The 23,288-nt window shown below is 66.4% G+C and carries 24 protein-coding genes; 17 read left to right on the top strand and 7 right to left on the bottom strand.

The features are described 5' to 3' along the window. Positions 1 to 85: 85 nt before the first annotated feature. From fliF to J3367_RS10805, 16 genes are all read left to right on the top strand, one after another. Positions 86 to 1,777, top strand: coding sequence for a flagellar basal-body MS-ring/collar protein FliF (gene fliF / locus J3367_RS10880; protein ID WP_187390847.1), 1,692 nt, complete (start codon positions 86 to 88; stop codon positions 1,775 to 1,777). A 3-nt stretch (positions 1,778 to 1,780) separates the two neighbouring features. Further along, entirely contained in the window at positions 1,781 to 2,746 is a 966-nt protein-coding gene (locus J3367_RS10875; protein ID WP_421460976.1) for a hypothetical protein, read from the top strand. Continuing rightward, positions 2,743 to 3,984, top strand: a complete 1,242-nt coding sequence (locus J3367_RS10870; protein ID WP_187390849.1) for a MotB family protein — start codon at positions 2,743 to 2,745, stop codon at positions 3,982 to 3,984. Before J3367_RS10875 ends, J3367_RS10870 begins: the two co-directional genes overlap by 4 nt. Before the next feature lie 11 nt (positions 3,985 to 3,995). Continuing rightward, a complete protein-coding gene (locus J3367_RS10865) occupies positions 3,996 to 5,381 on the top strand; it encodes a hypothetical protein (protein ID WP_421460974.1) in 1,386 nt (461 codons plus the stop codon). 305 nt (positions 5,382 to 5,686) lie between these two features. Then, positions 5,687 to 6,889, top strand: coding sequence for a flagellar hook-length control protein FliK (locus tag J3367_RS10860; protein WP_421460972.1), 1,203 nt, complete (start codon positions 5,687 to 5,689; stop codon positions 6,887 to 6,889). 238 nt (positions 6,890 to 7,127) lie between these two features. Then, the gene (locus tag J3367_RS10855) at positions 7,128 to 7,799 is read left to right on the top strand and encodes a response regulator transcription factor (protein ID WP_009210327.1); all 672 of its coding nucleotides are present in this window, start codon (positions 7,128 to 7,130) and stop codon (positions 7,797 to 7,799) included. A gap of 159 nt (positions 7,800 to 7,958) precedes the next feature. Continuing rightward, positions 7,959 to 9,116 (top strand): flagellar hook protein FlgE, encoded by a 1,158-nt coding sequence (locus J3367_RS10850; protein ID WP_187390852.1) that lies wholly within the window; start codon positions 7,959 to 7,961, stop codon positions 9,114 to 9,116. Positions 9,117 to 9,158: 42 nt separating this feature from the next. Further along, on the top strand, positions 9,159 to 10,658 hold the full coding sequence (gene flgK / locus J3367_RS10845; protein WP_421460968.1) for a flagellar hook-associated protein FlgK: 1,500 nt from the start codon (positions 9,159 to 9,161) through the stop codon (positions 10,656 to 10,658). 11 nt (positions 10,659 to 10,669) lie between these two features. After that, complete coding sequence (locus J3367_RS10840) at positions 10,670 to 11,728, top strand: flagellar hook-associated family protein (protein ID WP_421460966.1); 1,059 nt, start codon at positions 10,670 to 10,672, stop codon at positions 11,726 to 11,728. Positions 11,729 to 11,874: 146 nt separating this feature from the next. Beyond that, a complete protein-coding gene (gene flaF / locus J3367_RS10835) occupies positions 11,875 to 12,222 on the top strand; it encodes a flagellar biosynthesis regulator FlaF (RefSeq protein WP_009210323.1) in 348 nt (115 codons plus the stop codon). A 2-nt stretch (positions 12,223 to 12,224) separates the two neighbouring features. Further along, positions 12,225 to 12,683, top strand: coding sequence for a flagellar biosynthesis repressor FlbT (gene flbT / locus J3367_RS10830; RefSeq protein ID WP_024350343.1), 459 nt, complete (start codon positions 12,225 to 12,227; stop codon positions 12,681 to 12,683). Next, entirely contained in the window at positions 12,680 to 13,084 is a 405-nt protein-coding gene (flgD, locus tag J3367_RS10825; protein ID WP_024350344.1) for a flagellar hook assembly protein FlgD, read from the top strand. The genes flbT and flgD overlap by 4 nt, the downstream gene beginning before the upstream one ends. A gap of 5 nt (positions 13,085 to 13,089) precedes the next feature. Next, entirely contained in the window at positions 13,090 to 13,359 is a 270-nt protein-coding gene (gene fliQ / locus J3367_RS10820; RefSeq protein ID WP_024350345.1) for a flagellar biosynthesis protein FliQ, read from the top strand. 166 nt (positions 13,360 to 13,525) lie between these two features. Next, on the top strand, positions 13,526 to 14,707 hold the full coding sequence (locus J3367_RS10815; RefSeq protein WP_421460962.1) for a D-alanyl-D-alanine carboxypeptidase family protein: 1,182 nt from the start codon (positions 13,526 to 13,528) through the stop codon (positions 14,705 to 14,707). Between the two features lie 227 nt (positions 14,708 to 14,934). Continuing rightward, entirely contained in the window at positions 14,935 to 16,299 is a 1,365-nt protein-coding gene (locus J3367_RS10810; RefSeq protein WP_024350347.1) for a DEAD/DEAH box helicase, read from the top strand. A gap of 203 nt (positions 16,300 to 16,502) precedes the next feature. After that, positions 16,503 to 16,814 (top strand): polyhydroxyalkanoic acid system family protein, encoded by a 312-nt coding sequence (locus J3367_RS10805; RefSeq protein ID WP_188075584.1) that lies wholly within the window; start codon positions 16,503 to 16,505, stop codon positions 16,812 to 16,814. 801 nt (positions 16,815 to 17,615) lie between these two features. On the opposite strand, the gene J3367_RS10800 is transcribed toward J3367_RS10805, so the two are convergent. Further along, positions 17,616 to 18,095 (bottom strand): hypothetical protein, encoded by a 480-nt coding sequence (locus J3367_RS10800; RefSeq protein ID WP_421460958.1) that lies wholly within the window; start codon positions 18,093 to 18,095, stop codon positions 17,616 to 17,618. A gap of 209 nt (positions 18,096 to 18,304) precedes the next feature. On the opposite strand from J3367_RS10800, the gene J3367_RS10795 reads away from it, so the two are divergent. Further along, on the top strand, positions 18,305 to 18,607 hold the full coding sequence (locus J3367_RS10795) for a hypothetical protein (protein ID WP_024350350.1): 303 nt from the start codon (positions 18,305 to 18,307) through the stop codon (positions 18,605 to 18,607). 13 nt (positions 18,608 to 18,620) lie between these two features. Here J3367_RS10795 and J3367_RS10790 read toward each other — a convergent pair whose 3' ends face one another. Genes J3367_RS10790 through flhA form a run of 6 tightly spaced genes read right to left on the bottom strand, consistent with a single transcriptional unit; the run spans position 18,621 to position 23,263 of the window. Beyond that, positions 18,621 to 19,082: a hypothetical protein gene (locus J3367_RS10790; RefSeq protein WP_024350351.1), complete on the bottom strand. Its 462-nt coding sequence runs from the start codon at positions 19,080 to 19,082 to the stop codon at positions 18,621 to 18,623. Continuing rightward, entirely contained in the window at positions 19,079 to 19,435 is a 357-nt protein-coding gene (locus tag J3367_RS10785; RefSeq protein ID WP_040325827.1) for a hypothetical protein, read from the bottom strand. Before J3367_RS10785 ends, J3367_RS10790 begins: the two co-directional genes overlap by 4 nt. 12 nt (positions 19,436 to 19,447) lie before the next feature. Beyond that, positions 19,448 to 19,960, bottom strand: coding sequence for a rod-binding protein (locus tag J3367_RS10780; protein ID WP_024350353.1), 513 nt, complete (start codon positions 19,958 to 19,960; stop codon positions 19,448 to 19,450). Positions 19,961 to 20,016: 56 nt separating this feature from the next. Beyond that, the gene (locus tag J3367_RS10775) at positions 20,017 to 20,424 is read right to left on the bottom strand and encodes a hypothetical protein (RefSeq protein WP_024350354.1); all 408 of its coding nucleotides are present in this window, start codon (positions 20,422 to 20,424) and stop codon (positions 20,017 to 20,019) included. Next, the gene (locus J3367_RS10770) at positions 20,421 to 21,176 is read right to left on the bottom strand and encodes a flagellar biosynthetic protein FliR (protein ID WP_024350355.1); all 756 of its coding nucleotides are present in this window, start codon (positions 21,174 to 21,176) and stop codon (positions 20,421 to 20,423) included. The genes J3367_RS10775 and J3367_RS10770 overlap by 4 nt, the downstream gene beginning before the upstream one ends. After that, positions 21,173 to 23,263 (bottom strand): flagellar biosynthesis protein FlhA, encoded by a 2,091-nt coding sequence (flhA, locus tag J3367_RS10765; protein ID WP_024350356.1) that lies wholly within the window; start codon positions 23,261 to 23,263, stop codon positions 21,173 to 21,175. Before flhA ends, J3367_RS10770 begins: the two co-directional genes overlap by 4 nt. Positions 23,264 to 23,288: the final 25 nt, after the last annotated feature.

The following is a 23,288-nucleotide window of genomic DNA, read 5'->3' as shown; positions in this document are numbered from 1 at the left end:
TCATTAACCGTGGTCTCGCGCAAGCTTCGACCGGCATGGTCCGCTCGTACTTCGCAGTTACAGTTAAGGCAGGGTAGAGAGATCCATGGCGCTTGCCGTTGGCGGAAAAGCTCAGCAGCTTTTGACGAATCTGACCGCGCTCGGTCCACGCAGGCTCGGAGCACTTGGCCTGGTCGGACTGCTCGTCGTCGCCCTGGTCGGACTGGGCAGCTACTACCTGTCGCGTCCCGACATGGAGACGCTCTATTCGGGGCTCGACCGCACCGACGTGACACGCATCGGCGCGGCCCTGACCGAAGCGGGCATCCCCTTCGACGTAGATTCCAAGGGCGACGCCATCCTGACGCCCTTCTCGCAGACGGCCCCGGCGCGCATGCTGCTCGCCGAAAAGGGCCTGCCGCGTTCCGAGAACGCCGGCTACGAGCTCTTCGACAATCTCGGCTCGATCGGCCTGACCTCCTTCATGCAGGAGATCACCCGGGTTCGCGCCCTGGAAGGCGAGATCGCCCGCACCATCCAGACCCTGCGCAACGTGCGCGCCGCCCGCGTCCACATCGTCCTGCCCGACAAGGGCTCGTTCCGCCGTGAACAGCAGAAGCCCTCGGCCAGCGTCGTCGTGCGCACCGAGAACGGCAATGATTTCGGGTCCGCCCAGGCGATCCGCTCGCTGGTCGCCTCGGCGATCCCGTCCATGACGCCGGAAGAGGTGACCATCCTCAATGCCGACGGCACGCTGCTGGCGTCCGGCGACGAAGGTGTTTCGGCCGCGCCCACCAAGCTCTTCGGCATCGAAAGCGTCGTCTCCAAGGACATCGAGCAGTCGATCCGCCGCACGCTCGCGCCCTATCTCGGCATCGGCAACTTCCAGACCAGCGTCGTTGCCCGCCTCGACACGGACCGCAAGCAGATCAGCGAGCGCATCTTCGATCCCGAAAGCCGGGTCGAGCGCTCGACCCGCACCATCCGCGAGAACAACCAGTCGGCCAACCGCGCCAGCGAGACCCCGGTGGGCGTCGAGCAGGATGTCCGCGAAATCGACGCGCCCCCGGCGGGCGGCGGTGGCGGCGAGCAATCGTCGGAAGAGACCGAGCGTCGCGAGGAACTCACCAACTACGAGATCAACGAGAAGACCATCTCCACGACCAGCGACGGCTACCAAGTCGAGCGCCTGTCGGTGGCCGTGGTCGTCGACCGCAAGCGCGTGCTCGAAGCCATCGGCGAGAACCCGACCGACGCCCAGATCGACGCGCGGATCGGCGAGATCAAGGCTCTGGTCGCTTCGGCGTCGGGCTTCTCGGCCGATCGCGGCGACCAGATCGAGGTGACCGCCGTCGACTTCATCGCCTCCGACGACGCCCTCGAGCCGATCCCGGCCCCGAGCCTCGGCGAGATGTTCATGCGCCAGTCCGGCACGCTCATCAACGCTCTCACCATCCTCGCCGTGGCGATCATGCTGATCTGGTTCGGTCTCAAGCCGGCCGTCCGCGCCATCGCCGCCATGCCGGCCGCCGAAGGGACCACCCTGGCCGCACTGGACGACGACGAGATGCCGGAGCTGGACGACGATGCCCGCGCCCTGTCGGAAAGCCTCCTAGAGAACCTGAACTACGATTCCGATCCGGCCGGCGGCTCGGGCAACGAGATCGGCTTCCTCGACGACCTCAACTTCAATGTGGGCAATTCGCCGAGGGCCCGCCTCGAGCGGCTCCTGGACCACAACGAAGAGCATGCCGCCACCGTCATGAAACAGTGGCTCAACCAGAAAGAGGCGGCCTAAGCCATGATCTCTCTCGCTCAGTACCTGCCCGAGCTGGACGCCGATACCGACATGCCGGACCGCCCCGGGGCGCCGGCCCGCGAGGCGACAGTCTTCGAACCGCTGGCGCTCGTGGCCGCCAACCAGGCGCGCCCCGCGGCCCAGACCAAGTCCTCGCCGATCCCCGAGATTGAGATCGAGGAAGAGGACGAGGCCGAGACCGGCGCAGCCGATATCGACTTTGCCGCGCAGTTCGCCGGCGAGGACGATGGCGAGACCCCGGCACCGGCCGGCATGCTGCCGGACTTCTCCGCGCTCGACCTCGATGACGACGAGGCTGATGGCGCCGCCGGCGGTTTGCCGGATCTCGGCAGCTTCGATGCGCCGGACTTCGATCCCGATGCGGCGATGAATGGCTTCGGCGACGAGGCCGAGGCCGGTCTGCCGGACCTGGCAGCGGCACCGTCGGGCGAACTCGATCCGCTGGAGGCCGCCCGTGAGGCGGGCATCCAGCAGGGCAGGGCAGAAGCCGAGGCCGAGGCCGCGGCGGCGCTGAACGAGGCGCGCGAGACGGCGGAAGCGGCGAAGGCTGCGGCCGTCGAGGCGGCACGCGGCGAATGGGCCGGCGAGGAGGGCGAGCAGATGGGCGCGCTCCTGACCGATCGGCTCGACCGGATCGAGACCATCGTGCGGGCGTCGCTGTCGAGCGTCCTGAAGCCGATCGCGCTCGATGCGCGCCGGCGCCAGACCGTTCTGGAACTGGCCGACGCGGTCCACATGCTGATCGGCGACGGCAAGGCCCTGAACATCCGCGTCACCGGCCCGGCCGATCTGCTCGAAGCGCTGGAACAGGCGCTCGGCAAGCGCAAGGCCTTCATCGTTTGTGAACCCGACCCCGACATGGTCGAGGTGAAAATTGAATGCGACCAGACCGTCGTCGAGACACGACTGATGGGCTGGCGCACGGCACTGGAAGAGGCGCTCGCGTGACCGATCAGTCCGGGGCGGGGCATCTGGACCGTCAGGAAATCATTATCGTGCGCCGCCGCGGCGGCAACGGCGAGGAAGCCCATCACGGCGGCGTCTGGAAGATCGCCTTCGCCGACTTCATGACGGCAATGATGGCCTTCTTCCTGGTGATGTGGCTGACCCAGGCCTCCGACATGGCGACGCGCAAGCAGGTCGCCCAGTATTTCAATCCGATCCGTCTCAACGACGCGTCGCCGGCGACGCGCGGCGTCGAGCAGTCCGACGACGGCGCCTCGCGCGACGAGAACGAGAACGGCATCAGCAAGGCCGACACCAACGGCGATCCCCACGGCAAGCCGCTGGCCGGCGACCAGGAAGGCGGCGAGGAAGAAGCGCTGTTCCGCGATCCCTATGCGGTGCTCGCCGAGATCGCCGCCGAGGGCGCGTCCGAGACCACGGGCGAATTGCAGGGCAAGCCGGATGGCACGGGCCTGCCGGGCCTGAATGGCGGCGACGCCTATCGCGACCCGTTCGATCCCGCCTCCTGGCAGCTCGCCCCGAACGCCACCGAAAGCGCGGCCGTCATCGACGAGGCGCCGCCGAGCGAGTTCAAGACCGCGGTGCTGCCGAACGACATGTCGGACGAGCCGGTGCCGGTGGATGCGGAGACGCAGGCCGAGGCGGTCTCCGAGGCCAAGGCTGAGGCCGAAGCCGAGACCCCTGAAGCCGGAGAGGCCGAGCTGGCCGAGGCCGATGCGGACGCCGAGCCGGCGGATGGCGAAGCCGTTGCGCAGGCCGACCGGGCCGACGAGCTCAAGGCCGAGATCGCCGCCGAATTTGCCCGCCAGGGCGAGCCCCTGCCGACCAATTTCGAGGTCGTGCCAGGCGAAGGCGGCGTGACCATCTCGATCGCCGACGACATGATGTCGGGCATGTTCGAGGTCGGATCGGCCCGGCCGACGCCGCAGGTCGTCGCCATGATGGAGCGCATTGCCTCCGTCCTGTCGAAGCAGCCCGGCAACGTCTCCATCCGCGGCCATACCGACTCCCGGCCGTTCCGCAGCGCCCAGTACGACAACTGGCGCCTGTCCACCGCCCGCGCCCACATGGCCTACTACATGCTGGCCCGCGGCGGCCTGGAAGAGGACCGCGTCAAGGCGATCGAGGGTGTCGCCGACCGCGCGCCGAAGATTGCCGACGATCCGGAAGCGGCAGCGAACCGCCGGATCGAGATCCTGCTGACCGAGCCGGCGCAATGAGAATGGGTTGCTTGTCCACCGAACGCCGGCTGGGGCTGGGCGTGATCGCCTGCGCCCTGATGCTGACGACCGCCTTGCCGGTGGCATGGGCGGCCGGAGAGAGCGCATCGGAGCCGGCCAGCGTCGCCGAGCGGGTGCGCCAGGCCGGTGAGGATGCGATCCGCTCCGAAGGCGGTCCTGCGGTCGAACCCGAGGCCCATGCAGGCGAGGCCGCAAGCGAACATGCGGAGGTCGCGACGGATGGCGAGGCCGACGCGCATGAGGACGAGAACGGCGACGGCACCGGGCCCTGGCCGCGCGAACGGGCCCCGATGCCCTACGAGATCGTGCGCTCGGTGCAGTTCCTGCAGGACCAGGTGGCCCGCGGCAACGGCGCGGCGATCCGCGTGCAGGCGCAGCTCCTGCGCCGCTACGGACCGACCTTCCTCGAACAGCCGCCCGAAGTGTGGACCGACCCGCGCAACCTGCGCGCCGCAGCCCTGTTCGTCCTGAGCGGAGGGCCGCCTGCGGTCCTGCGCGGCATCCTGTCGACTGCCACCATCGATGGCGACGAACGGGCCCTGCTGGACGGCGCCCTGGCCTATGTCGAAAACCGTGCGCGGGACGCCCGCGCGGCCCTGGTGCCGATCGACGTATCGGAGATGGACACCGCCCTTGCGGCCCAACTGAACCTGGCGGTCGCGCAGCTCCAGCAGAAGGACGCCCCGGCCGATGCGCTGCACCGGTTGGAGCAGGTCATGCTGGCGGCGCCCGGCACGCTTCTGGAAGAGGCGGCGCTGCGAATGGGCGTGCTGCTCGCCGAGGGCATCGGCTCCCACAAGGCCGCCGATCGCTATGCGCGGCAATATTTCGACCGTTTCGCCGATTCCGCCTATGCCGGCAATTTCCGCGCCCGCTTCTCGGCGGTCTACGCGGCACGGCCACCGGAGACCAAGGACGCAACGGTCGCCACGATCGACAACGCGACCGCCCGTATCCCGGACGACCAGCGGCTGGCGATCTTCCTCGCCGTGGCGCGCCGCGCGCTCGTCGGCGGCAATCTGCCGCTCGCCGCCGCAATGGCGACCGAGGCGCTGGAGAACGGCAATGCCGCTCCCGCCGACAGCCAGCGCGCGCTGCTCTACAAGACCGCCGCCACGCTGACGACGGGCAATCCGGTCGAAGCGCGTGTCGCGCTGGAAGCAATCGACGTTGCCACGCTCCATCCCGCCGATCGCAAGCTGCACGAGGCCGCCTACGAGGTGCTCAGCGAGATGCGCAAGCCGCTGATGGCCGCCAATATCGACCCCGCCGAACGCTACGGTCCGCAGCCGCCCGTCGAGCAATCCGCCGTTCTTACCCGGGGAGCCGCGCTCCTCGACGCCGTTCGCGGCGACCTGAAGAGAGCCATGCCGTGACCGCATCCGTCAGCACCTCCGTCGAAATGCGCGCTCCGGCGACCCGTGCGCCGACCGGCCGTGGCGCGGAAAGCGCCACTGAGGCGCGCGATGCCTTCGAAAGCTTCGTCAAGGATGCCGAGCAGGCTCCTAAGGCCTCGCGTTCCGACAGCGAGAGCCGGGACACCCGCGAGGCCGAGACCGACGAGACTAGGGCTGAAGGCTCCGAGGACGCCGCCGAGACGACGCAGGCCAGCGACCGCGACGCGGACGCCGCACCGGCCGGGCGGCCGCGCGACAACGGTCTCGCCGCAATCCTCGCCGACATGGACCGCCTGCTGCGCTCTGGAACCGCGACCGCCGCGACCATGGCCAACGCGGCCGATGGCGAGGCGGGCTCCGCGACTGATGCGGCTCTGGCCAGGACGGCCATGGGCAAGGACGAGAAGGTTGCCAATCCCCTTGCCCGGTTCGCCGCAAACGATGCTGACGAGACCGTTTCGCGGATCGCGGCAGCGACAGGCGAGGCACTTGGCGCCAACAAAACGGCGAGTGCCAGCTCGGCGCAGACCGCCGGTGAACAGGCGCGTGCGCGGGTCGACCTCGTCTCGCAGCGCACTGATTTCGAACCGGCGACCACCGCCGCTGGCGCATCAGCCATTGCCGCAGGCAAGCCGGGCGGCGCGGCCACCACGAACATCCGCCAGTTGCTGGCATCCGTCGACATGCGCGCCGGCAACGGCGCGACGCCGGACGGCGAGGGCGGATCGGCTGTCGACGGTGAAACCGGCGACGTCTTTGCCGCTGGCGAAGGCAACGAGACACGTCGCGGCCGCAGCGAGCCGAGGGGCGAGCGCGCGGCCTTCGATCGCAATCCGCGTGCCGACAGTGACGGCACCAGGAACGGCGCGGCCGGCGTGAGCGTCAAGGTGAGCGAAACCGCGGCGACCGGTATGGCCGCTGCGGGTGCGACGTCGACCATTGGCCGGCAGGTCGCCGACGCCGTGACCACCTCGCTCACAGGTTCGCCGCTGCCGACGGGTGATACCGCCGAAGCCGCACGCGTGCAGATGCGGGCCGGCGGTGCAGCGCTCAAGACCATCCAGATCCAGCTTCAGCCCGAGCAGCTGGGCAAGCTCGACGTCACCATGCGTCTGATCGACGGCAAGCTCGCGGTCCACATCGTGGCCAGCGAAGCCGACACGGCACTGCGCATCAAGGACGACGCCGAAGGCCTGAACAAGCTTTTGACCAAGGCTGGTTTCTCGGTCGACGAAGCCGCGATCAGCATCGGTGTCCGTGACGCCGGCGCGCCGCGCGGCGGCATCGCCAATGCGCAGGGTCAGGCCGATGGCCAGGCATCGACGGGTCAATCGCAGAATGGCGCGGCCCGTGACGGCGCCGCAAGCTCTGGCGGCGAGGGTTCAGCGCGCCAGGGGGGGAGGCGACCGGAGCAGGCCATGACGTCAACGCCCGCCGAGGAGACCGGCGCGCCCCGCCGCGAACTCGATCCCTCCGTTTATCTCTGAGACCTCACGGTCCGACTGGACTAGATCGCGGCGACGCGTTTGGCCGACCATGGCGCAATCATGGCGGCGATCGGGCCGTTAAGACTTCGTTAACGAAAAAAATTCGTGAGTCGGATTCGTGACTTAGTCCGAAAATGAACGGCATGGTTAACGGATCACTAAATTTCAGGATAGGCGCAAGTTCGGGGTCAGTTTAACTCTCTGTTCACAGACAAACGGCGGACCGAGGGTGACGGAAATGATCGTTGTAGTGGACAACCGGGAACTCGTGACGGACGGCTACGAGTCCATGTTCGGTCGCGAAGGCGTGTCGGCAGCGGGCTTCAAGGCCGACGAATTCCGCGACTGGGTCGAGACCGCGCCGGAGTCCGATCTGTCGGCCGTCGAGGCTTTCCTGCTCGGCGATTTCGATGACCGCACGATCTGCCCGCGACTGATCCGGGCCCGTTCCAAGGCGCCGATGATCGCGCTGTCGGAAGGCCGCAACCTGGATGGCACGCTCGACCTGTTCGCCGCCGGCGTCGATGACGTCGTCGCCAAGCCGGTCCACGTCAAGGAAATCCTCGCCCGGGTCGGCGCCATCCGCCGCCGCAACGAGACCGAGGACGCCCGCACCGTCGTCGGAGAGATCTCCGTCTACCAGGACGGCCGCGACGCTGAAGTCGCCGGCAAGCCGATGGCCCTGCCGCGCCGCGAGCGCCGTATCCTGGAATATCTGGTTGCCAACCGCGGCCGCCGCGTTTCCAAGCAGCAGCTGTTCAGCGCGATCTACGGCATCTTCGACGAGAACGTCGAGGAGAACGTCATCGAGAGCCACATCTCGAAGCTGCGCAAGAAGCTGAAGATGCGCCTCGGCTACGATCCGGTGTCCTCGAAGCGCTATCTCGGCTACGGCATCGGCGTCGACTGACACAAACTGGTTAACAAGTTCCTAAGAATAGAGGCCTCGCCGTTAGTTCGGCGGGGCCTTTTATTTCGCCGGTATACTGCAAAAGCTGGTTCCTGACAGTTCGGCGCAAGCTTCACTCCGTATTGCGGAAGAGAGATCTACGCCACGGAGTACCAGGCAATGAGCATCAACGGTGTCTTCAGGACCAGCGTGTCCGGCATGAATGCACAGGCCAACCGGCTGTCCACCGTGTCGGAGAACATCGCGAACTCCAGCACGAACGGCTACAAGCGCAATTCCACCGAATTCGCCTCCCTCGTCCTTGCCCAGGGCGGCGGCGAGTACAATCCGGGGTCGGTGAAGACCCAGGTTCGCCAGTCGATCAGCCAGCAGGGCAGCATCGCCGCCACCTCGTCGGGTTCGGACCTCGCCATTCAGGGCGACGGGTTCTTCGTCGTGCAGGATACGGCCGGCCGCGAATTCTATACCCGCGCCGGTTCCTTCGTGCAGCGCACCGAGACCGTCGGCGGCAAAGAGACCACCTTCCTGGTCAATACAGCCGGCTACCGCTTGACCGGCACGCCCGTCGGTGGCGGCGCCGCCGCGCCAATCGAGCTCCCGGTCGGCGCGATCGTCGCCCCGCAGGCCACGAACGCCGGATCCTTCTCGATCCAGTTCCCGGAATCAGCCGCTGTCGGCGACACCAAGAAGTCGTCGATGGTTGTATATGACAAGATCGGTAAGGCGATCGAGGTCCCGGTCGAGATGGAAAAGACCGGCGCTAACACTTGGGACATCACAGTGGGCGGCGGAGCGCCGACGACAATTGTCTTCGACCCGAATACCGGTCGGCCGACGGCCGCTCCGGCCAACATGACCTATACCCCGGTGAACGGCGACGCGATCGACATCGAGTTCGAGTCGCTGACCGAGTATGCCACCGACTTTTCGGCCAAGCTGGTCGCCAACGGCAACCCTCCCGGCAGCTTCACGGGCTTTGCCTTTGCCGACGACGGCACGCTGAGCGGCGTCATGAACACCGGCCAGTTGATCCCGCTCTACGAGATGAACCTCGCGCGTTTCGCCAGCCCGGACCAGCTTCAGGCCTCCGCCGGCAACGTCTACAGCGCCACCGCCTCGTCGGGCGTCGCGGCCCTCGGTGGACCAGGCACCAACGGCTACGGCTCGCTGGTCTCCAGCGGTCTGGAGCAGTCGAATGTCGACCTCGCCTCGGAACTGACCAGCATGATCGAGTCCCAGCGCAGCTACAGCGCGAACTCGAAAGTCTTCCAGACCGGCGCCGAGATCCTCGACGTCCTCGTGAACCTGAAGCGATAGGCGCGAGCCCGCTCTTTGCTGCGCACTGGATAAGTCCTCATCATGTCACTTCTGTCAGCCTTCTCCAACGCAACGGCGTCGCTTTCGAGCGTCGCCAGCCAGTCGGCGCTCGTGTCGCGCAACATCGCGAATGCGGACAGTCCCTACGCGACCAAGAAATATGCCGGCCTCACCGTCGGCCAGACCGGCGGCGTGCGGATCATGTCGATCGCCCAGTCGGGCGACCAGGCCCTGTTCCGCTCGCTGATCACGACCAACTCCGCCCTCGGCTCGGCCAGTGTCAGCGCCGAGTCGCTGAACCGGATCCGCGAGGTCATCGGCGACGTCGATTCACCGACCTCGCCGGCTGCGACCCTGTCGTCGCTGAAGGCGGCGCTGTCGCAGTTCGCAGTCTCCCCGGAGAACGGCCAGACCGCCGAGGCGGCGGTGAACGCCGCCCGTGACATGGCGCTGAGCCTCAACCGTGCCACCAGCGCGGTGCAGTCCGCCCGCAAGGACGCGGACGACCAGCTCGATCTCGCCGCCAAGGACATGAACCGCCTGCTCGGCGAGTTCGGTACCCTGAACGCCAAGATCATGGCCGGCAGCGCGAGCGGCTCGGACGTCACCGACGCCGTCGACCGGCGCGACCAGATCGTGCGCACCCTGTCGGGCTATGTCGGCCTGAACGTGCAGGTGCGGGCCGGTAACGACATGGCCCTCTACACCGACTCCGGCATCACGATGTTCGACAAGACCGCGCGGTCGGTCGAGTTCACGCCGCAGCCGGCCTACGACGCCACCGTGGCGGGCAACAGCTTCAAGATCGACGGTGTCGTCGTCGCCGGCGCCTCTTCGCCCATGCCGATCAAGGGCGGCAGCGTCTACGGCCTGATCACCCTGCGCGACGAGACCGCCGCAACCTTCCAGGGCCAGCTCGACGGCATCGCCTATGCGCTGGTCCAGGCCTTTGCCGAGACCGATCAGCGGGCCGCCGGCGATCCCGGGTACATGCCCGGCAGCTATGCCGGCCTCTTCACCGATGGCGGCAGCAATGCCATCCCGGCAAGCATGGCCGGCGCCAAGGGGCTTGCCGGCACCATCCAGATCGCGGCCGGGGTCGATCCGACCAAGCCCGGCGGCGAGCCGGCCCGTCTGCGCGACGGCGGCATTGCCTTCGCCGGCACCGCGAACGAGCAGTATTTCAGCTACAACGCCAACGGCTCGAGCGGCTTCACCGGCCGCCTGAACGACCTGATCGCCGGCTTCTCCACGCCGCGCAGCTTCGATGCGGCCTTCGGCGCCGGCAGTTCGGCGACCCTGACCGAATACACCGCCTCGTCGATCGGCTGGTTCGAGGGCCGCCGCGCCACGGCGAACGACGCCTCGTCCTACCAGACGGTGCTGCTTTCGCGGACCCAGGAGACGCTCTCCGACGCGACCGGCATCAACATCGACGACGAGATGACGCGCCTGCTCGACCTGGAGCGCTCCTACCAGGCGTCCAGCAAGCTGATTTCCACGGTCGGTCAGATGATCGACTCCCTCCTTGCGATCGCCTGAACGGACCATCGATGAGCAACTTCCTCGTCTCCAGCTTCTCGCTCTCGTCGGCGCCGCGCTCCGCCGTCTTCCGCATCCAGGATGAGCTGCGCAACGCGCAGAAGGAGGTCACGACCGGCCGCTTCGCCGATGTCGGCCTTACCCTCGGATCGCGCACCAACCAGACCGTGTCGCTGCGCGTCGAACGCGAGAGCGCCATCCGGATCCAGGAAGCCAACACCCTCATCGGGCAGCGCTTCGACACCATGCAGACGGCCCTGGAATCCATCGCCAAGACCGGCGAGAACCTTCTGGCGTCGCTGATCTCGAACGGCCCTGCCGATGCCGGCATCTCGGCCAGCGTGCAGCAGGCCAAGGCGGGGTTGCAGCAGTTCATGGGTGCGATCAACGCCGCTTCGGGCTCGCGCTTCCTGTTCTCGGGTGCCGCGACCGACCAGCCGGCGCTCGCCTTCAGCAAGGTCGGCGGCGGTGTCGCTTCCAGCTACGAGGACAATTCGACCGCCAAGAAGGCCGTGAACGACGCATTGACCGCGGCAGCCCCGGCGAGCGCGGTGGATCTGGAAGCCTTCCTCGACGGCGCGTTCAACGACCTCTTCAAGGTCCCTGAGCCCAGCGACGGCACCGGCTGGGATATGTGGTCGAAGGCGGATCCTTCGCCGGTGGTCAACCGGATCAGCGATAGCGAAACCCTCGATGTGTCCTATCCGGCCAGCGACGAAGCCTTCCGCAACATCGTGAAGGCCTACGTCATGATCAGCGATCTTGGCGCGAAGACCATGGACGAGGAGCAACGTCAGCTTCTCACAAGCCGGGCAGTGGAAACTCTGAGCCTGGGCCTGTCGCAGCTGACCGAAATCCGGGCGGAGATCGGCGGCAAGCAGAGCCGGCTGGAGATCACCAACGAGACGCTGGGAACCCGCAAGAACGTCCTGACCATGTCGATCTCCTCCTTCGAGGATGTCGACGCCTACGAGGCATCCACGCGGGTGACCACACTGACCAATCTGCTTGAGGCTTCCTACGCGCTGACCGCCCGCATCTCGCGGCTCAGCATCATGAACTACCTGTAGTTTCAGCGGGCGCCGGACCCGAAATCCTCCGGCAACCGAGCGATCGGCCGGCGTCGGGGACTGTCGGCCGGGCACATGAAAACGACAGGTCGCAAGGGTCGGTCCGGGGCGCTGCCAAACCGATCTGACGATCACAAGGGGATGGAATGTATCAGTTCTCATACGCGGAAGTGGCGCAGGACATCGAAGTCGATGCCCGTGAGCGCGAGCGGCAGGCGCTCGATCATTCGATCGAGCAGCTGAAGAAAGCCGATGCCGAGGGGCCACGTTCGCGTGCGGCGATCGAAGCGATCTACACCACCCGCAGCCTCTGGGCGCTGGTGATCGAGGATTTGGCCAGCGCCGACAACGGCCTGCCGGAGGCGCTGCGCGCCGAGCTGATCTCGATCGGCCTGTGGATCATGCGCGAGGCCGAAGCCATCCGTCTCGGCAAGTCCGAGAACTTCAAGGGCATCATCGAGATCACGACCCTCATCCGCGAAGGCTTGAAATAACCATGGCAAGTTTGCGCATCACCCTGCGGGCAGGTGAACGGATCTTCGTCAACGGGGCCGTCCTGAAGGTCGACCGCAAGACCACGCTGGAATTCCTCAACGACGTGACCTTCCTCCTCGAAAGCCATGTGATGCAGGCCGAGGATGCCACGACCCCGCTGCGCCAGCTCTACTTCATCGTCCAGATGATGCTGATCGAGCCGGGCAGCGCCGAGGCCGCCCGCGAGCTCTTCGGCACCACCCACGCGGCGATGATCGGCACCTACCGCAATCGCGACATCATCGAGGGCCTCATCGAGATCAAGGAACTGGTCGGCCGCGAGCGCAATTTCGAGGCGCTCAAGGGACTGCGGACGCTGATCCCGATCGAGGACGGCGTCATCCAGGGGCAGGGCGAGGCGCGCGCGCCGGTCGTCCCCCACACACCCGAACTGCGGCTTGCCGCCGGAGGAATGCGATGAACGTGACCGGTGTCGGCGCTACCAGCGCCACCGCGGCCCAGAACGGCATCAGCGCCGCGACCCAGCAGACCGGGATGGATTACGACGCCTTCCTGAAGCTGCTGGTCGCCGAGATGTCCAATCAGGATCCGCTCAACCCGACGGATTCCACCGAATATGTCGCCCAGTTCGCGTCCTTCTCCAGCGTCGAGCAAGCCATCCAGACCAATAAGAAGCTGGACTCGATGATGACGGTCTCCGCGCTGACCCAGGCGAACTCGCTGATCGGTCAGACGGCGACCTCGGCGGACGGCTCGCTGTCCGGCAAGGTTGCCGCGGTACGCGCGGTCAATGGTGTCGTCGAGGCCATCCTGGAGAGCGGCGACAGCCTGCCGCTGATCTCCGGCACCACCGTGGGGTAGAAGACATGAACGAAGCGGACGCACTCGATATCGTCCAGTCCGCGGTCTGGACCATCGTCGCCGCCTGCGGGCCGGCCGTCGGCGCCGCCATGTTCGTGGGTGTCCTGATCGCACTGTTTCAGGCACTCACCCAGATCCAGGAGGTCACGCTGACCTTCGTCCCGAAGATCCTGGCGATCTTCGTGGTGATCGCGCTGACCGCCTCCTTCACCGGTGCGCAGGTCTACGCCTTCACCCAGGAATCCTACTCGCGCATCGAGAACGGCTTCCGCTGAGCGCACTGGTGCCGTCACTCACCGTTTCCTGTTCACGCAGACCGGTCAAACCCTGTAGGTTGACCCCGCGTGACAGGAGCGATGCCCGGCCGGAAGGCCGCGTCGCAGACGGAAAGAGGGCAGGCAGGTGGCGTTCAGGACCAGTCGAAACCAGACATCGTATGGAATGCCGCGCCGTCTCGGCGGCGCCCTTAGCGCCGGCCTGCGTCGCGGCTTTGCCGTGCTGGCAATGCTCGCTGCGCTGTTCGCTCTGCCCGCCGCCGCCTTCGAGACCACCGCGCCGACCGCCATCCTGGTGGATTATGGCACCGGCCGCGTCCTTTACGAAAAGGACGCCGATACCGAGATTCCACCGGCCAGCCTCGCCAAGCTGATGACCATCGCGGTTCTGTTCGACGATCTGAAACAGGGCAGGGTGCAGCGCGACGACCGCTTCGTCGTCTCCGAACATGCCTGGCGCACCGGCGGTGCATCCTCCGGCGGCTCGACCATGTTCCTGCCGCTGAATTCCGAGGTCGCCGTCGAGGATCTGATCCGTGGCATCATCGTCCAGTCCGGCAACGACGCGACGATCGTCGTCGCCGAAGGCCTGTCCGGCTCGGTCGAGGCCTTTGCGGGACGGATGAACGCCGAGGCCGAGAAGATCGGCCTGACGCATTCCCACTTCACCAATCCGCATGGACTGCCGGACCCTGAGCAGCATGTCAGCGTGCGCGATCTCGCCCGCCTTGCCACATACCTCATCCGCGAATTTCCCGAGGATTACCCGATCTTCGCCGAGGAGAGCTTCACCTATAACGGCATCAAGCAGCAGAACCGCAATCCGCTCCTGGATCTGGGCGCCGACGGCCTGAAGACCGGCCATACGTCGGCTGCGGGCTACGGTCTGGTCGCCTCCGCCGAACGCGACGGCCGGCGCATTGTCCTCGCCATGAGCGGCATGAGTTCGACTGCCGAACGGGCGAGCGAAGCCCGCCGGCTGATGAATTTCGGCCTGCAGGACTTTGAGGAAGTGGTGCTGGTGACCGCGGGCGAAACCCTCGGCAACGTGCAGGTGCGAGGCGGCGTCGCCGAGACCGTCGGCATGGCCGCGGCCGAGGACCTGCGTATGCTGGTGCCGCGCGGCAGCCTGGCCGACGTCGAGCGCGAGGTGGTCGAGAACGGTCCCTTCGTGGCGCCCGTCGCCAAGGGCCAGCGGCTCGGCTGGGTGCGGTTCGGCCGGGGCGACGAGAGCCTGCGGCAGGTGCCGCTCGTGGCCGAAACGGCGGTCGAGGAGGCGGGGCTGTTTCAGCGCATCGCCGACACCTTGGCCCGGCACCTGACATGGGGCGGCGCACAAACGCCTTGACGCGGCGCACCTAAACGCCGATATGGAGCCTGCACGCCGTGATCGCGCAGCGCCTGCTTGTTTCCCGACATCTGACGGAATTCTTAGCCAGCGCCATCGGACCGGCCCGCAGCTTCTGAAGCTTGCGGGGTCCCGCGTTCCGACACGGCCCGCCGAACCGTCCGCCAGCGCGAAGACGATCGGCATCTCAAGCGGACCGACAGTGTCCGCCTTCCGCAAGGCATATCTTGACCCATACCGATTTCAAGGCGTTCGGCCTCGCCGACACGCTTCTTTCCGCGCTTGCGCGTCTCGACATCACCCAGCCGACGCCGATCCAGGCCCAGGCGATTCCGGCGGTCATGAAGGGCCGCGACGTTCTGGGTATCGCCCAGACCGGCACCGGCAAGACCGCGGCCTTCTCGCTGCCCGTCATCGACGCGCTGATCGCCAAGGGCGGTCGCCCGGCTCCGAAGACGCCGAAGGTCCTCGTCCTGACCCCGACCCGCGAGCTCGCCTCGCAGATCGCCGGCAACGTCAAATCCTACACCGCCGGCACCAAGCTGACCCATCACGTGATCTTCGGCGGTGTCTCGATCCGTCCGCAGATCGAGGCGATGCGCCGCGGCGTCGACATCGTCATCGCGACGCCGGGCCGTCTGCTCGACCTGTTGAACCAGCGTGCCCTGACGCTGTCCGAAGTCCACCACGTCGTTCTCGACGAGGCCGACCGGATGCTCGACATGGGCTTCGTGAAGGACGTCATGCGCATCGTCGCGCAGCTGCCGGCCGACCGCCAGTCGCTGCTGTTCTCGGCCACCATGCCGCGTGCGATGGAAGAGCTGGCCGCCAAGATCCTGACCAATCCGGTTCGGGTCGAAGTGACGCCGGAAGTCGTCACCGTCGAGAAGATCAACCAGAGCGTCTATCTGGTCCCCCAGAAGGCCAAGAAGCTCTGGCTCATCGAGCATCTGGCCAAGCCGGACTTCGAGAAGACGGTGATCTTCACCCGCACCAAGCACGGCGCCAACAAGCTCGCCGCCGATCTGGAGAAGGCCGGCATCGACGCCCGCGCGATCCACGGCAACAAGAGCCAGGGCGCCCGTCAGAAGGCGCTGGGCGAGTTCCAGACCGGCACGGTCAGCGTGCTCGTCGCCACCGACATCGTGGCCCGCGGCATCCATGTCGACGACATCTCCCATGTCGTGAACTTCGACCTGCCGGAAGAGCCGGAAAGCTACGTGCACCGCATCGGCCGCACGGCCCGCGCCGGCAAGTCCGGTATCGCGGTCGCACTGGTCGATCCGTCGGAGCGGTCCAAGCTGCGCCAGATCGAGCGTCTGACCGGCCTGAACTTCGACCTGCAGCAGACCGATTATTCGGCGCATGTCGACCTGAACGCACCGGAAGAGAAGCGTCCGCCGCGCGGCGCCCCGAAGCGCTTCGGCAACAAGCCCCAGGGCGCCGGTCGCCGTGGTGGCGGTGGCCAGGGAGCGGGCGGCCAGCGTTCGGGCGAGGGCCGTGGCCAGCGCACCGAGGGTGGCAAGCCCGGTGGTCGCAGCAGCCGTCCGCGGCGCAGCGGCACCTCGAACCGTTCGGCGACCTACGCCTGACACGGCCCGCCGTCCCCTCGAAAGAGCGGGCCGGCACGGCAGACGACATCGACAGGGGGTGGCCTTACGGGCCGCCCCCTTTTGCGTTTCAAGGCGTCTGGCACGGGGTCCCCGTGAACGGCGCCGGAGCCGGTGGCTGGCGTGACCGTTGTCTGGCGACGGCTGTGTCGCCATATGAGGCGCAACGAGACGAGGAGCTATTCATGGCCGAGACCATCAAGGTGGACATCCCGCACAAGCTGACCCGCGAGACCGCGCGCCAGCGCATCGATGACGGTTTCGACCGCGTGCGTCAGGACATGCTGGGGGGCATGGTCAAGTTCGAGGACACCTGGACGGGCGACCATCTGGATTTCACCGCGCGGGTCATGGGCCAGCGCGTCACCGGCCGCCTCGACGTTCTCGACGAGTCGGTGCATCTGGAGATCGACCTGCCGAGCTTCCTCGCCGCCATCGCCGAGAAGCTGAAGGGCCGCCTGCGCAAGGAAGGCCAGGTCCTGCTCGAAAAGAAGTAGGAGACGGCGCTCAGCTGCGGAATGAGGTCCTATTCTTGTAGGATCATCCAACCCTCGCGTCGGATAGTTTCGGCGACGATAGATTTAACTACCTGCGAGCTCGTCGATTGAAACTCTCGACGGCTTCGTTGTACGTGTCCAGCGCTCTCTGCTTGTCGCGTGAAGCCTCGTCGATCCCCTGTTGCGCTTCCCGGTTTCGGCACGACATGTAGTTTTCTACGTCCGCCTGATAGCTTTCAATCTTATTCTTGCATCGATCAAATTCGTACTGGTCGGAAAAGCCTGAGAAACTGGATGCGCAGTATGGCGCCGACGGATCGAAACAGTATGCGAGGGCGGGAGAAACTGCAGCTACAGCCGCCGCCGCCCCGAAAAGGGGGACAGCTGCGAACCTAGTGCACTTGGTCAGTGGCAATGCACCGACCCTGCGCTTCGATCCATGTGGCAGCAATCGCCGGGAGGCGAACTCTTTCGGCATCCTCCCCCATGAGCACTCGCTGCCGATACGCCCAAAACCATTGCCAACAGCGCGACTACAAATGTCTTCACGTGTATTCCTCTGACCTAGATCGGCTTGTGGCTTGATGCACACCCTAAGATTGCGATTCGCAATAAAAGCTAGCCTGACTGTCAGCCTCAGGTAGCAATGGTGCGTTTCGGAATGCAAGGCCCGCATATGATTGTGCGGAGGTTCCGCACCGGTTTAGACAACGTCCGGGCACTAGAGTTAGCGCGAACTATAGACGGGAGCAGGATAGCTGAGTCTAGGCATCCATAGCCTATGCGGCAAAACGCCAGCAGCTATTTCAGGACGCCCGTCAGCGTTGCCTTCTCGGTCTTGACCTTGCCGCCGTTGCGGCCGGATTCGATGGCGAGGATGCGGCCGAGGCCGGGCACCTGCGAGCCGACGCGTACGCGCCAGAGTTCGCCCGGCGAGGCCAGATGCGCCTCGGCCTGGAAGACCATGATGATCTGGAAATCCTCGGGCTTCAGCGGCACCGCCCGCACCACGGTGGACACCGGCATGGCATCGACGCCGGGCGCATCGCCCTTGTCGGTCGATCCGGTCTCGATCGGGTCGATCGCATCGTCGCGCATCGCCGACAAGAGCAGCCGGTCGAAATAGCCCGGATCCAGCGACGAGATGGCGTTGACGCCGCCGAAGAAGAGGATGGACAGCGCAAAGAGCGTGCCGCCGAGGAACCCGATCCGGTCGGAACTGGATTCGTCCGCAGCTTTCCTGCGACCGGCGTCGGAAGATGGGGAACCTGACGCGGACAAGGCGACCTCGACGAAGGCTGGATTTCGGGGAGCCAGCCGCCGGAACTGGTCCGGAGCTGGATTGCCCATCCAACATCGCATCGAACGGTTAATGCTTTCTGCGCCGCCGGTGCGGCGGGCTCAGGCAGCGCCTTCAGGATTTGTTCGGCTTGTGCAGGCTATCATCGGGCATGGCCGGACCCCCGAATCCCGACAGTCACGAAAGCCGGATGGCATCGCGCCGCCGCACGCGCCTGCGCCCGGTCAAGCTCGTCACGGTCGCCGGACGGTTCATCGAGGACGGAACCGCCATCGACGTGTCGGAGACCGGCTGCCGCATCCGGCGGTTCGGCACCGGCCGGGTTCCCGGGCGGCTGGCGGTCTATGACGAGGCGGACAACAGCTTCCGCCTTGCGCTGGTGATCTGGTCGCGGGGACCGGAGATCGGCGTGCGCTTCGTCGGCACGCCGCGCGCCGGCACGCGGGCCGACGTCCACCGCCTCACCGGACGCTTCTACGCCGTCACCGGATGACGGCGCGGGGTGCTTACCCCGGCCGTCCGTTGCGGATGTCGTCCTTGGCGATGTAGTCGAACTGGTCGACCAGGATCTCCTTGACGAGTTCCTCGCTGTAGCGGGCGTTCACGGCGTCGCGAATCCCGTCGGTCAGCGAACTCAGGTCGAAGCGCGTCGGCTCGTCGAAGTCGAAGCCGTCGGTCGTGTAGAGCCGGCGGAAGGCCTCGTCGAGGATGAACGGGTCCGGCGGCACCTTGAGCTGGGCCACCGTCTTGCCGTCGATCGTGTAGACGAAGCGCGCCAGGATATAGCCCCGGATCGCCGAATCCTTGATCATCGGGATCGTGATGTTCTCGGTCTTGCGGTAGTCGAGCCCTTCGAAATAGTCCGGCTCCGCCACCTCGCTCGGGGCGGAGTTGATCGACGCCATGACGTAGCTCGATCCGAGCGTCACGGCACAAACCCACAGACCGACCGCGAGAAGCTTGATCACCGTGCGGCTGCCCGGCGGCCCATCTGGGCGCTATAGGTGCCGTCGGATTCCGCTTCGGTCATGGAGCGCGAGATCATTTCGGAGACTTCGTGGCTGGCCGTGACGTGGAGCTCCAGCGTCCGGCGGTTCTGCTCGAGAAGCCCGGCCAGACGCTTCAGGCGGTCGCCGAATTCCGGCTCGACATCGTCGCGCGCCGGCATGCGGCGGCTGAGGCGGCTGAACTCCAGAAGGCTCTGGTTCTTGCGGGCCGCGATCTCGCCGAGATCGATCGGCGTGCCGCTGGCCAGGGCGCCGGTTTCGGCGGTGAGGACCGCTTCCAGGCGGTCGACGGCTTTGCTGAGGGCGAGGTCCACGATGTGCAACTCCTATTCTGCGATGTTGTCGCGCATGGCGCCGGCGCGGGCCAGATCCGCCTGCCGCAGCATGCGCTCGAGGCCGCTGGTCGCCGACACGGCGCCGTTGTCCGAGGCGAGGCTGGTGGTTTCGCGGCTGCGGATCGAATCGGCGATGCCGATGCCGCCGTTCTTGGCCAGCTCGTTGCCGATTTCCTCGGCCATCATCGAGCGCCAGACTTCGCCGGCCGTGCCTTCGCCGAAATAGTTCGAGGCTTCGGTCGGCAGCATGGATTCGACGAAGTTGCGCAGGACGAAGCCCTCGAACTGTTCGAGCGGCGAGATCTCCCGGGAGCGGTGCTTGACGAGCGGAACGATGGGGGCGGCGGGGGCGCTGCCACCATCGGGCTTGTTGGTCTTGGCCGCATCGAGGGCCGCCACGAAGGTCTCGCTGCCGCCATCGGGGCTCTTGCGGGCAGGTGCTGTCCTGGCGCTCGCCGTCTGGGCGGCGGGCAGGATAGCATGGAGGCTGGCGGTGCTGGTCATCGGCGGGTTCGCGGTTCAAACACGGGAAGGTTCGAACCGCTTCTACCGGCGCAGGCTTATTCGAAGCTGGGGTGACGGCGGGCCAGATGCCCTTCGACGCTGCTTTCGAGGCTGCGCGTTTCCTCGTCGGCATCGCGGTTGCGCCGGGCGTCGTCGCGCACCTTCTCGACGCCCTTTTCGGCGCGGCGCGTCGTGGTGATGCGCTGTTCCGTGGCACTCTGGTCGGCCAGATTGGCGCTGCGCTTCACCTCGTTGCGGCGCAGGTTCCGGACCTTGGCCTCGATGAACAGGCCGTGCAGCTGCGATTCCGTGCCGAGACTGTCGAGCAGGGCGACGTCGTCCTTGTCGATGGTCTCGCGCTCCTGGCGCAGGTTCGACAGGCGCCATTCCTCCAGGAGCCGCTTCTGGCCCTGGACCTTGAGGATGCGGTCGAGCCGACGCACGCGCGATCTGTCGTCGCTCATCCCACCAGCACCCAGCGTTCGAAATCCTGCATGAACAGGATGAGGAAATCGCTGATCGTGTAGCCGAGCAGCACGAGGCCGCCGGCGAGGACGAAGGGCAGCGAGATGAAGTAGATCGGGATGGTCGGCGTCAGCTTGTTGGCGAGGCCGATGGCGAAATTGACGACGACGCCGTAGAGCACGAACGGGCTGGAAATGCGCAGGCAGAGCAGGAAGGCCTCGTCGAGATTGTCGGTGATGTTGACGAGGCTGCCGCGGATCGAGAAGCCGGCGGCGGCCGGCATGGCTGAGTAGGACGCGACCAGCGCCCGGGCGATCTCGGCATGCAGGTTGAGGACGAAGATCAGCGTCGTCGCGGTCAGCGTGATCAGCGAGGCGACGGCCGGCATCGGATCGCTCTCGTCGATCGGCACGCCCATCTGCATGCCCATGCCGATGGAATTGGCGATGACATGGCCGGCGAACTGCAGGGCGATCATGAAGCTGCGGCCGAGCAGGCCGATGAACAGCCCGTTGAGGATCTCGGAGATCATCAGTGCCACCTTGCCGTTGTCGTCGGCCGCCGCGACCAGCGGCTGCAATGTCGGCAGGAGGGCCGGCGACAGGGCCACCGAGACGGCGAGGGACAGGAACAGGCGCACCTGCAGCGGCACGCGCGACGACGAGAAGCCCGGCATCAAGAGAAGGCAGGAGCCGAAGCGGCAGAAGATCAGGAACAGCGAAAAGACGAGTTCCGACAGTTCCACGCTCATGAGATGGAACCGAGCGCCCGGATATCCACGCCGCGTGCGATCTCGAGATGCGAGAGCACCGGCAGGGTGACGAAGATGCGCTCGATCATCATGCGCACATACGGGCGGGCATCGGGCGCAGCGACCAGCACGAACATCTCGCCCTGGTCCATCTTTTCGCGGATGACCTTGGTGGCTTCGGTGGCGAACTGCTCGACGAGGCGCGGGTCGATGTCGAACTCGACGACCTCGCCCTTGGCGTCGCGCTTCAGCGCCTGGTGGAAAGCGAGGTCCCACTGGTTGCCGAGGCGCAGGACGCCGAGCTGGCCGTTGTGCAGGAGATCGCCGCAGATCTGCTGGGCCATGCGCATGCGCACATGCTCGACGATCTGCTCGGACCGGCGCACATGCGGCGCGATCTCGGCGATGGCCTCCAGGATGAGGTTCAGGTTGCGGACCGAGACGCGCTCGGCGAGCAGCAGCTTGAGCACGGCCTGCAGGCCCGAATAGGACATGTTGGCCGGGATGATCTCGTCGATCAGGCGCTTGTATTCCGGCTCCAGGCGATCGAGCAGGGTGCGCATGTCCTTGTAGGACAGGAGCTGCGCCAGATTGTTGCGGATCGTCTCCGACAGATGGGTGAGGACGATCGACAGCGTGTCGATCGGCTCGAAGCCCTGGCGCCGCACTTCCGTGGCGAAGGTCTCCGAGACCCAGGCGGCGCGCATGCCGAAGGCCGGCTCCTTGGTCAGGTCATGCGGCACGTCGGGCGCGCCGGCGTCGCCCAGGACGATCATCGACTCGCCGAGCCGCAGCGGCTGGGTGGCGATGGTCGTGCCGTGGATCTTGATGGCGTAGGATTTCGGATCGAGCGCCAGATCGTCGGACAGCTTGATCTCGGGCACCACGAAGCCGTAGCGCGCGGCGAAGCGGCGGCGCATCTTCTGGACGCGGTGGGCCATCTCGTCGCGCTGCAGGAGGAGATGCGCCGAGGTCTGCTTGCCGAAGACCAGCTCGATCTCGACGATCTTCAGCGATTCCTTGACCGAGTTGCGCTCGGCGTTCTGGGCGACCTGCTTCTCCTCGGCGACCGTCGCCGCGGCCTGGCGCAGTTCCTCGTTGCGGCGCTTGGGAACGAGATAGGCGATCGACGCCATGATCCCGGCCAGCAGCATGAAGGGAATGAAGGGCAGGCCCGGCAGCAGCGCCAGCAGCGCCATCAGGCCGGCGGCGACAGCGAGGGCGCGCGGGTAGAAGCCGAGCTGGCCGAGAACGGCGGTCTGGGCCGCACCGCGGGTGCCGCCCTTCGACACCAGGAGGCCGGCGGCCAGCGAGACGATCAGCGCCGGGATCTGCGAGACGAGGCCGTCGCCGACCGACAGCTTGGTGAACACCTCGGCGGCGCCGGCGGCATCCATGTCGTGGCGGGTGATGCCGATGATGATGCCGCCGAAGACGTTGACGGCGGTGATAATCAGGCCGGCGATGGCGTCGCCGCGCACGAATTTCGAAGCACCGTCCATGGAGCCGAAGAAGGCGCTTTCCTCTTCCAGCTCCTTGCGGCGGGCCTGGGCCTGCTTCTCGTCGATCAGGCCCGACGACATGTCGGCGTCGATCGCCATCTGCTTGCCGGGGATGGCGTCGAGGGTGAAGCGGGCGCCGACTTCCGCGATACGCGTGGCGCCCTTTGTGATGACCATGAAGTTCACGACGATCAGGATCACGAAGACCACGATGCCGATGAAGAAGTCGCCGCTCATGACGAATTGCGAGAAGCCGCCGATGACGTGACCGGCGGCGTTCACGCCCTGGTGGCCCTCGGACAGGATCACGCGCGTGGTGGCGATGTTCAGCGACAGCCGCAGCATGGTCGCGAGCAGGAGAACGGTCGGGAAGGCGGAGAAATCCAGCGGCTTCTGGATCCACAGGGAGACCATGAGGATCAGCACCGACAGGGCGATGGACAGCGCCAGCCCCATGTCGATGAGAAAGGCCGGAATCGGAACGAACAGGACGGTGAGGACGAAGACCACGGCAACGGCGAAGCCGATGTCGCGCCCACCCTTGGATTCGACGGAGGCGATGGGATTCAGCGTGTCGACGGCCATAGGGGGCCCTTCTGCGGCATTGCGT

The organism is Aurantimonas sp. NFXS3 (assembly GCF_049132005.1).
GTDB classification, from domain to species: domain Bacteria; phylum Pseudomonadota; class Alphaproteobacteria; order Rhizobiales; family Rhizobiaceae; genus Aurantimonas; species Aurantimonas coralicida.
Note: the sequence above shows the minus strand (reverse complement) of the source record. Positions and strands in the feature narration are given on the sequence as shown.

What these genes read in the sequence shown, in the direction of transcription:
- fliF (WP_187390847.1), top strand. Translation starts at nt 86, where the DNA reads ATGGCGCTTGCCGTTGGCGGAAAAGCTCAGCAGCTTTTGACGAATCTG.
- J3367_RS10875 (WP_421460976.1), top strand. Translation starts at nt 1,781, where the DNA reads ATGATCTCTCTCGCTCAGTACCTGCCCGAGCTGGACGCCGATACCGAC.
- J3367_RS10860 (WP_421460972.1), top strand. Translation starts at nt 5,687, where the DNA reads ATGGACCGCCTGCTGCGCTCTGGAACCGCGACCGCCGCGACCATGGCC.
- J3367_RS10855 (WP_009210327.1), top strand. Translation starts at nt 7,128, where the DNA reads ATGATCGTTGTAGTGGACAACCGGGAACTCGTGACGGACGGCTACGAG.
- J3367_RS10850 (WP_187390852.1), top strand. Translation starts at nt 7,959, where the DNA reads ATGAGCATCAACGGTGTCTTCAGGACCAGCGTGTCCGGCATGAATGCA.
- flgK (WP_421460968.1), top strand. Translation starts at nt 9,159, where the DNA reads ATGTCACTTCTGTCAGCCTTCTCCAACGCAACGGCGTCGCTTTCGAGC.
- J3367_RS10840 (WP_421460966.1), top strand. Translation starts at nt 10,670, where the DNA reads ATGAGCAACTTCCTCGTCTCCAGCTTCTCGCTCTCGTCGGCGCCGCGC.
- flaF (WP_009210323.1), top strand. Translation starts at nt 11,875, where the DNA reads ATGTATCAGTTCTCATACGCGGAAGTGGCGCAGGACATCGAAGTCGAT.
- flbT (WP_024350343.1), top strand. Translation starts at nt 12,225, where the DNA reads ATGGCAAGTTTGCGCATCACCCTGCGGGCAGGTGAACGGATCTTCGTC.
- flgD (WP_024350344.1), top strand. Translation starts at nt 12,680, where the DNA reads ATGAACGTGACCGGTGTCGGCGCTACCAGCGCCACCGCGGCCCAGAAC.
- fliQ (WP_024350345.1), top strand. Translation starts at nt 13,090, where the DNA reads ATGAACGAAGCGGACGCACTCGATATCGTCCAGTCCGCGGTCTGGACC.
- J3367_RS10815 (WP_421460962.1), top strand. Translation starts at nt 13,526, where the DNA reads ATGCCGCGCCGTCTCGGCGGCGCCCTTAGCGCCGGCCTGCGTCGCGGC.
- J3367_RS10805 (WP_188075584.1), top strand. Translation starts at nt 16,503, where the DNA reads ATGGCCGAGACCATCAAGGTGGACATCCCGCACAAGCTGACCCGCGAG.
- J3367_RS10795 (WP_024350350.1), top strand. Translation starts at nt 18,305, where the DNA reads ATGGCATCGCGCCGCCGCACGCGCCTGCGCCCGGTCAAGCTCGTCACG.
- J3367_RS10780 (WP_024350353.1), bottom strand. Translation starts at nt 19,960, where the DNA reads ATGACCAGCACCGCCAGCCTCCATGCTATCCTGCCCGCCGCCCAGACG.
- J3367_RS10775 (WP_024350354.1), bottom strand. Translation starts at nt 20,424, where the DNA reads ATGAGCGACGACAGATCGCGCGTGCGTCGGCTCGACCGCATCCTCAAG.
- J3367_RS10770 (WP_024350355.1), bottom strand. Translation starts at nt 21,176, where the DNA reads ATGAGCGTGGAACTGTCGGAACTCGTCTTTTCGCTGTTCCTGATCTTC.
- flhA (WP_024350356.1), bottom strand. Translation starts at nt 23,263, where the DNA reads ATGGCCGTCGACACGCTGAATCCCATCGCCTCCGTCGAATCCAAGGGT.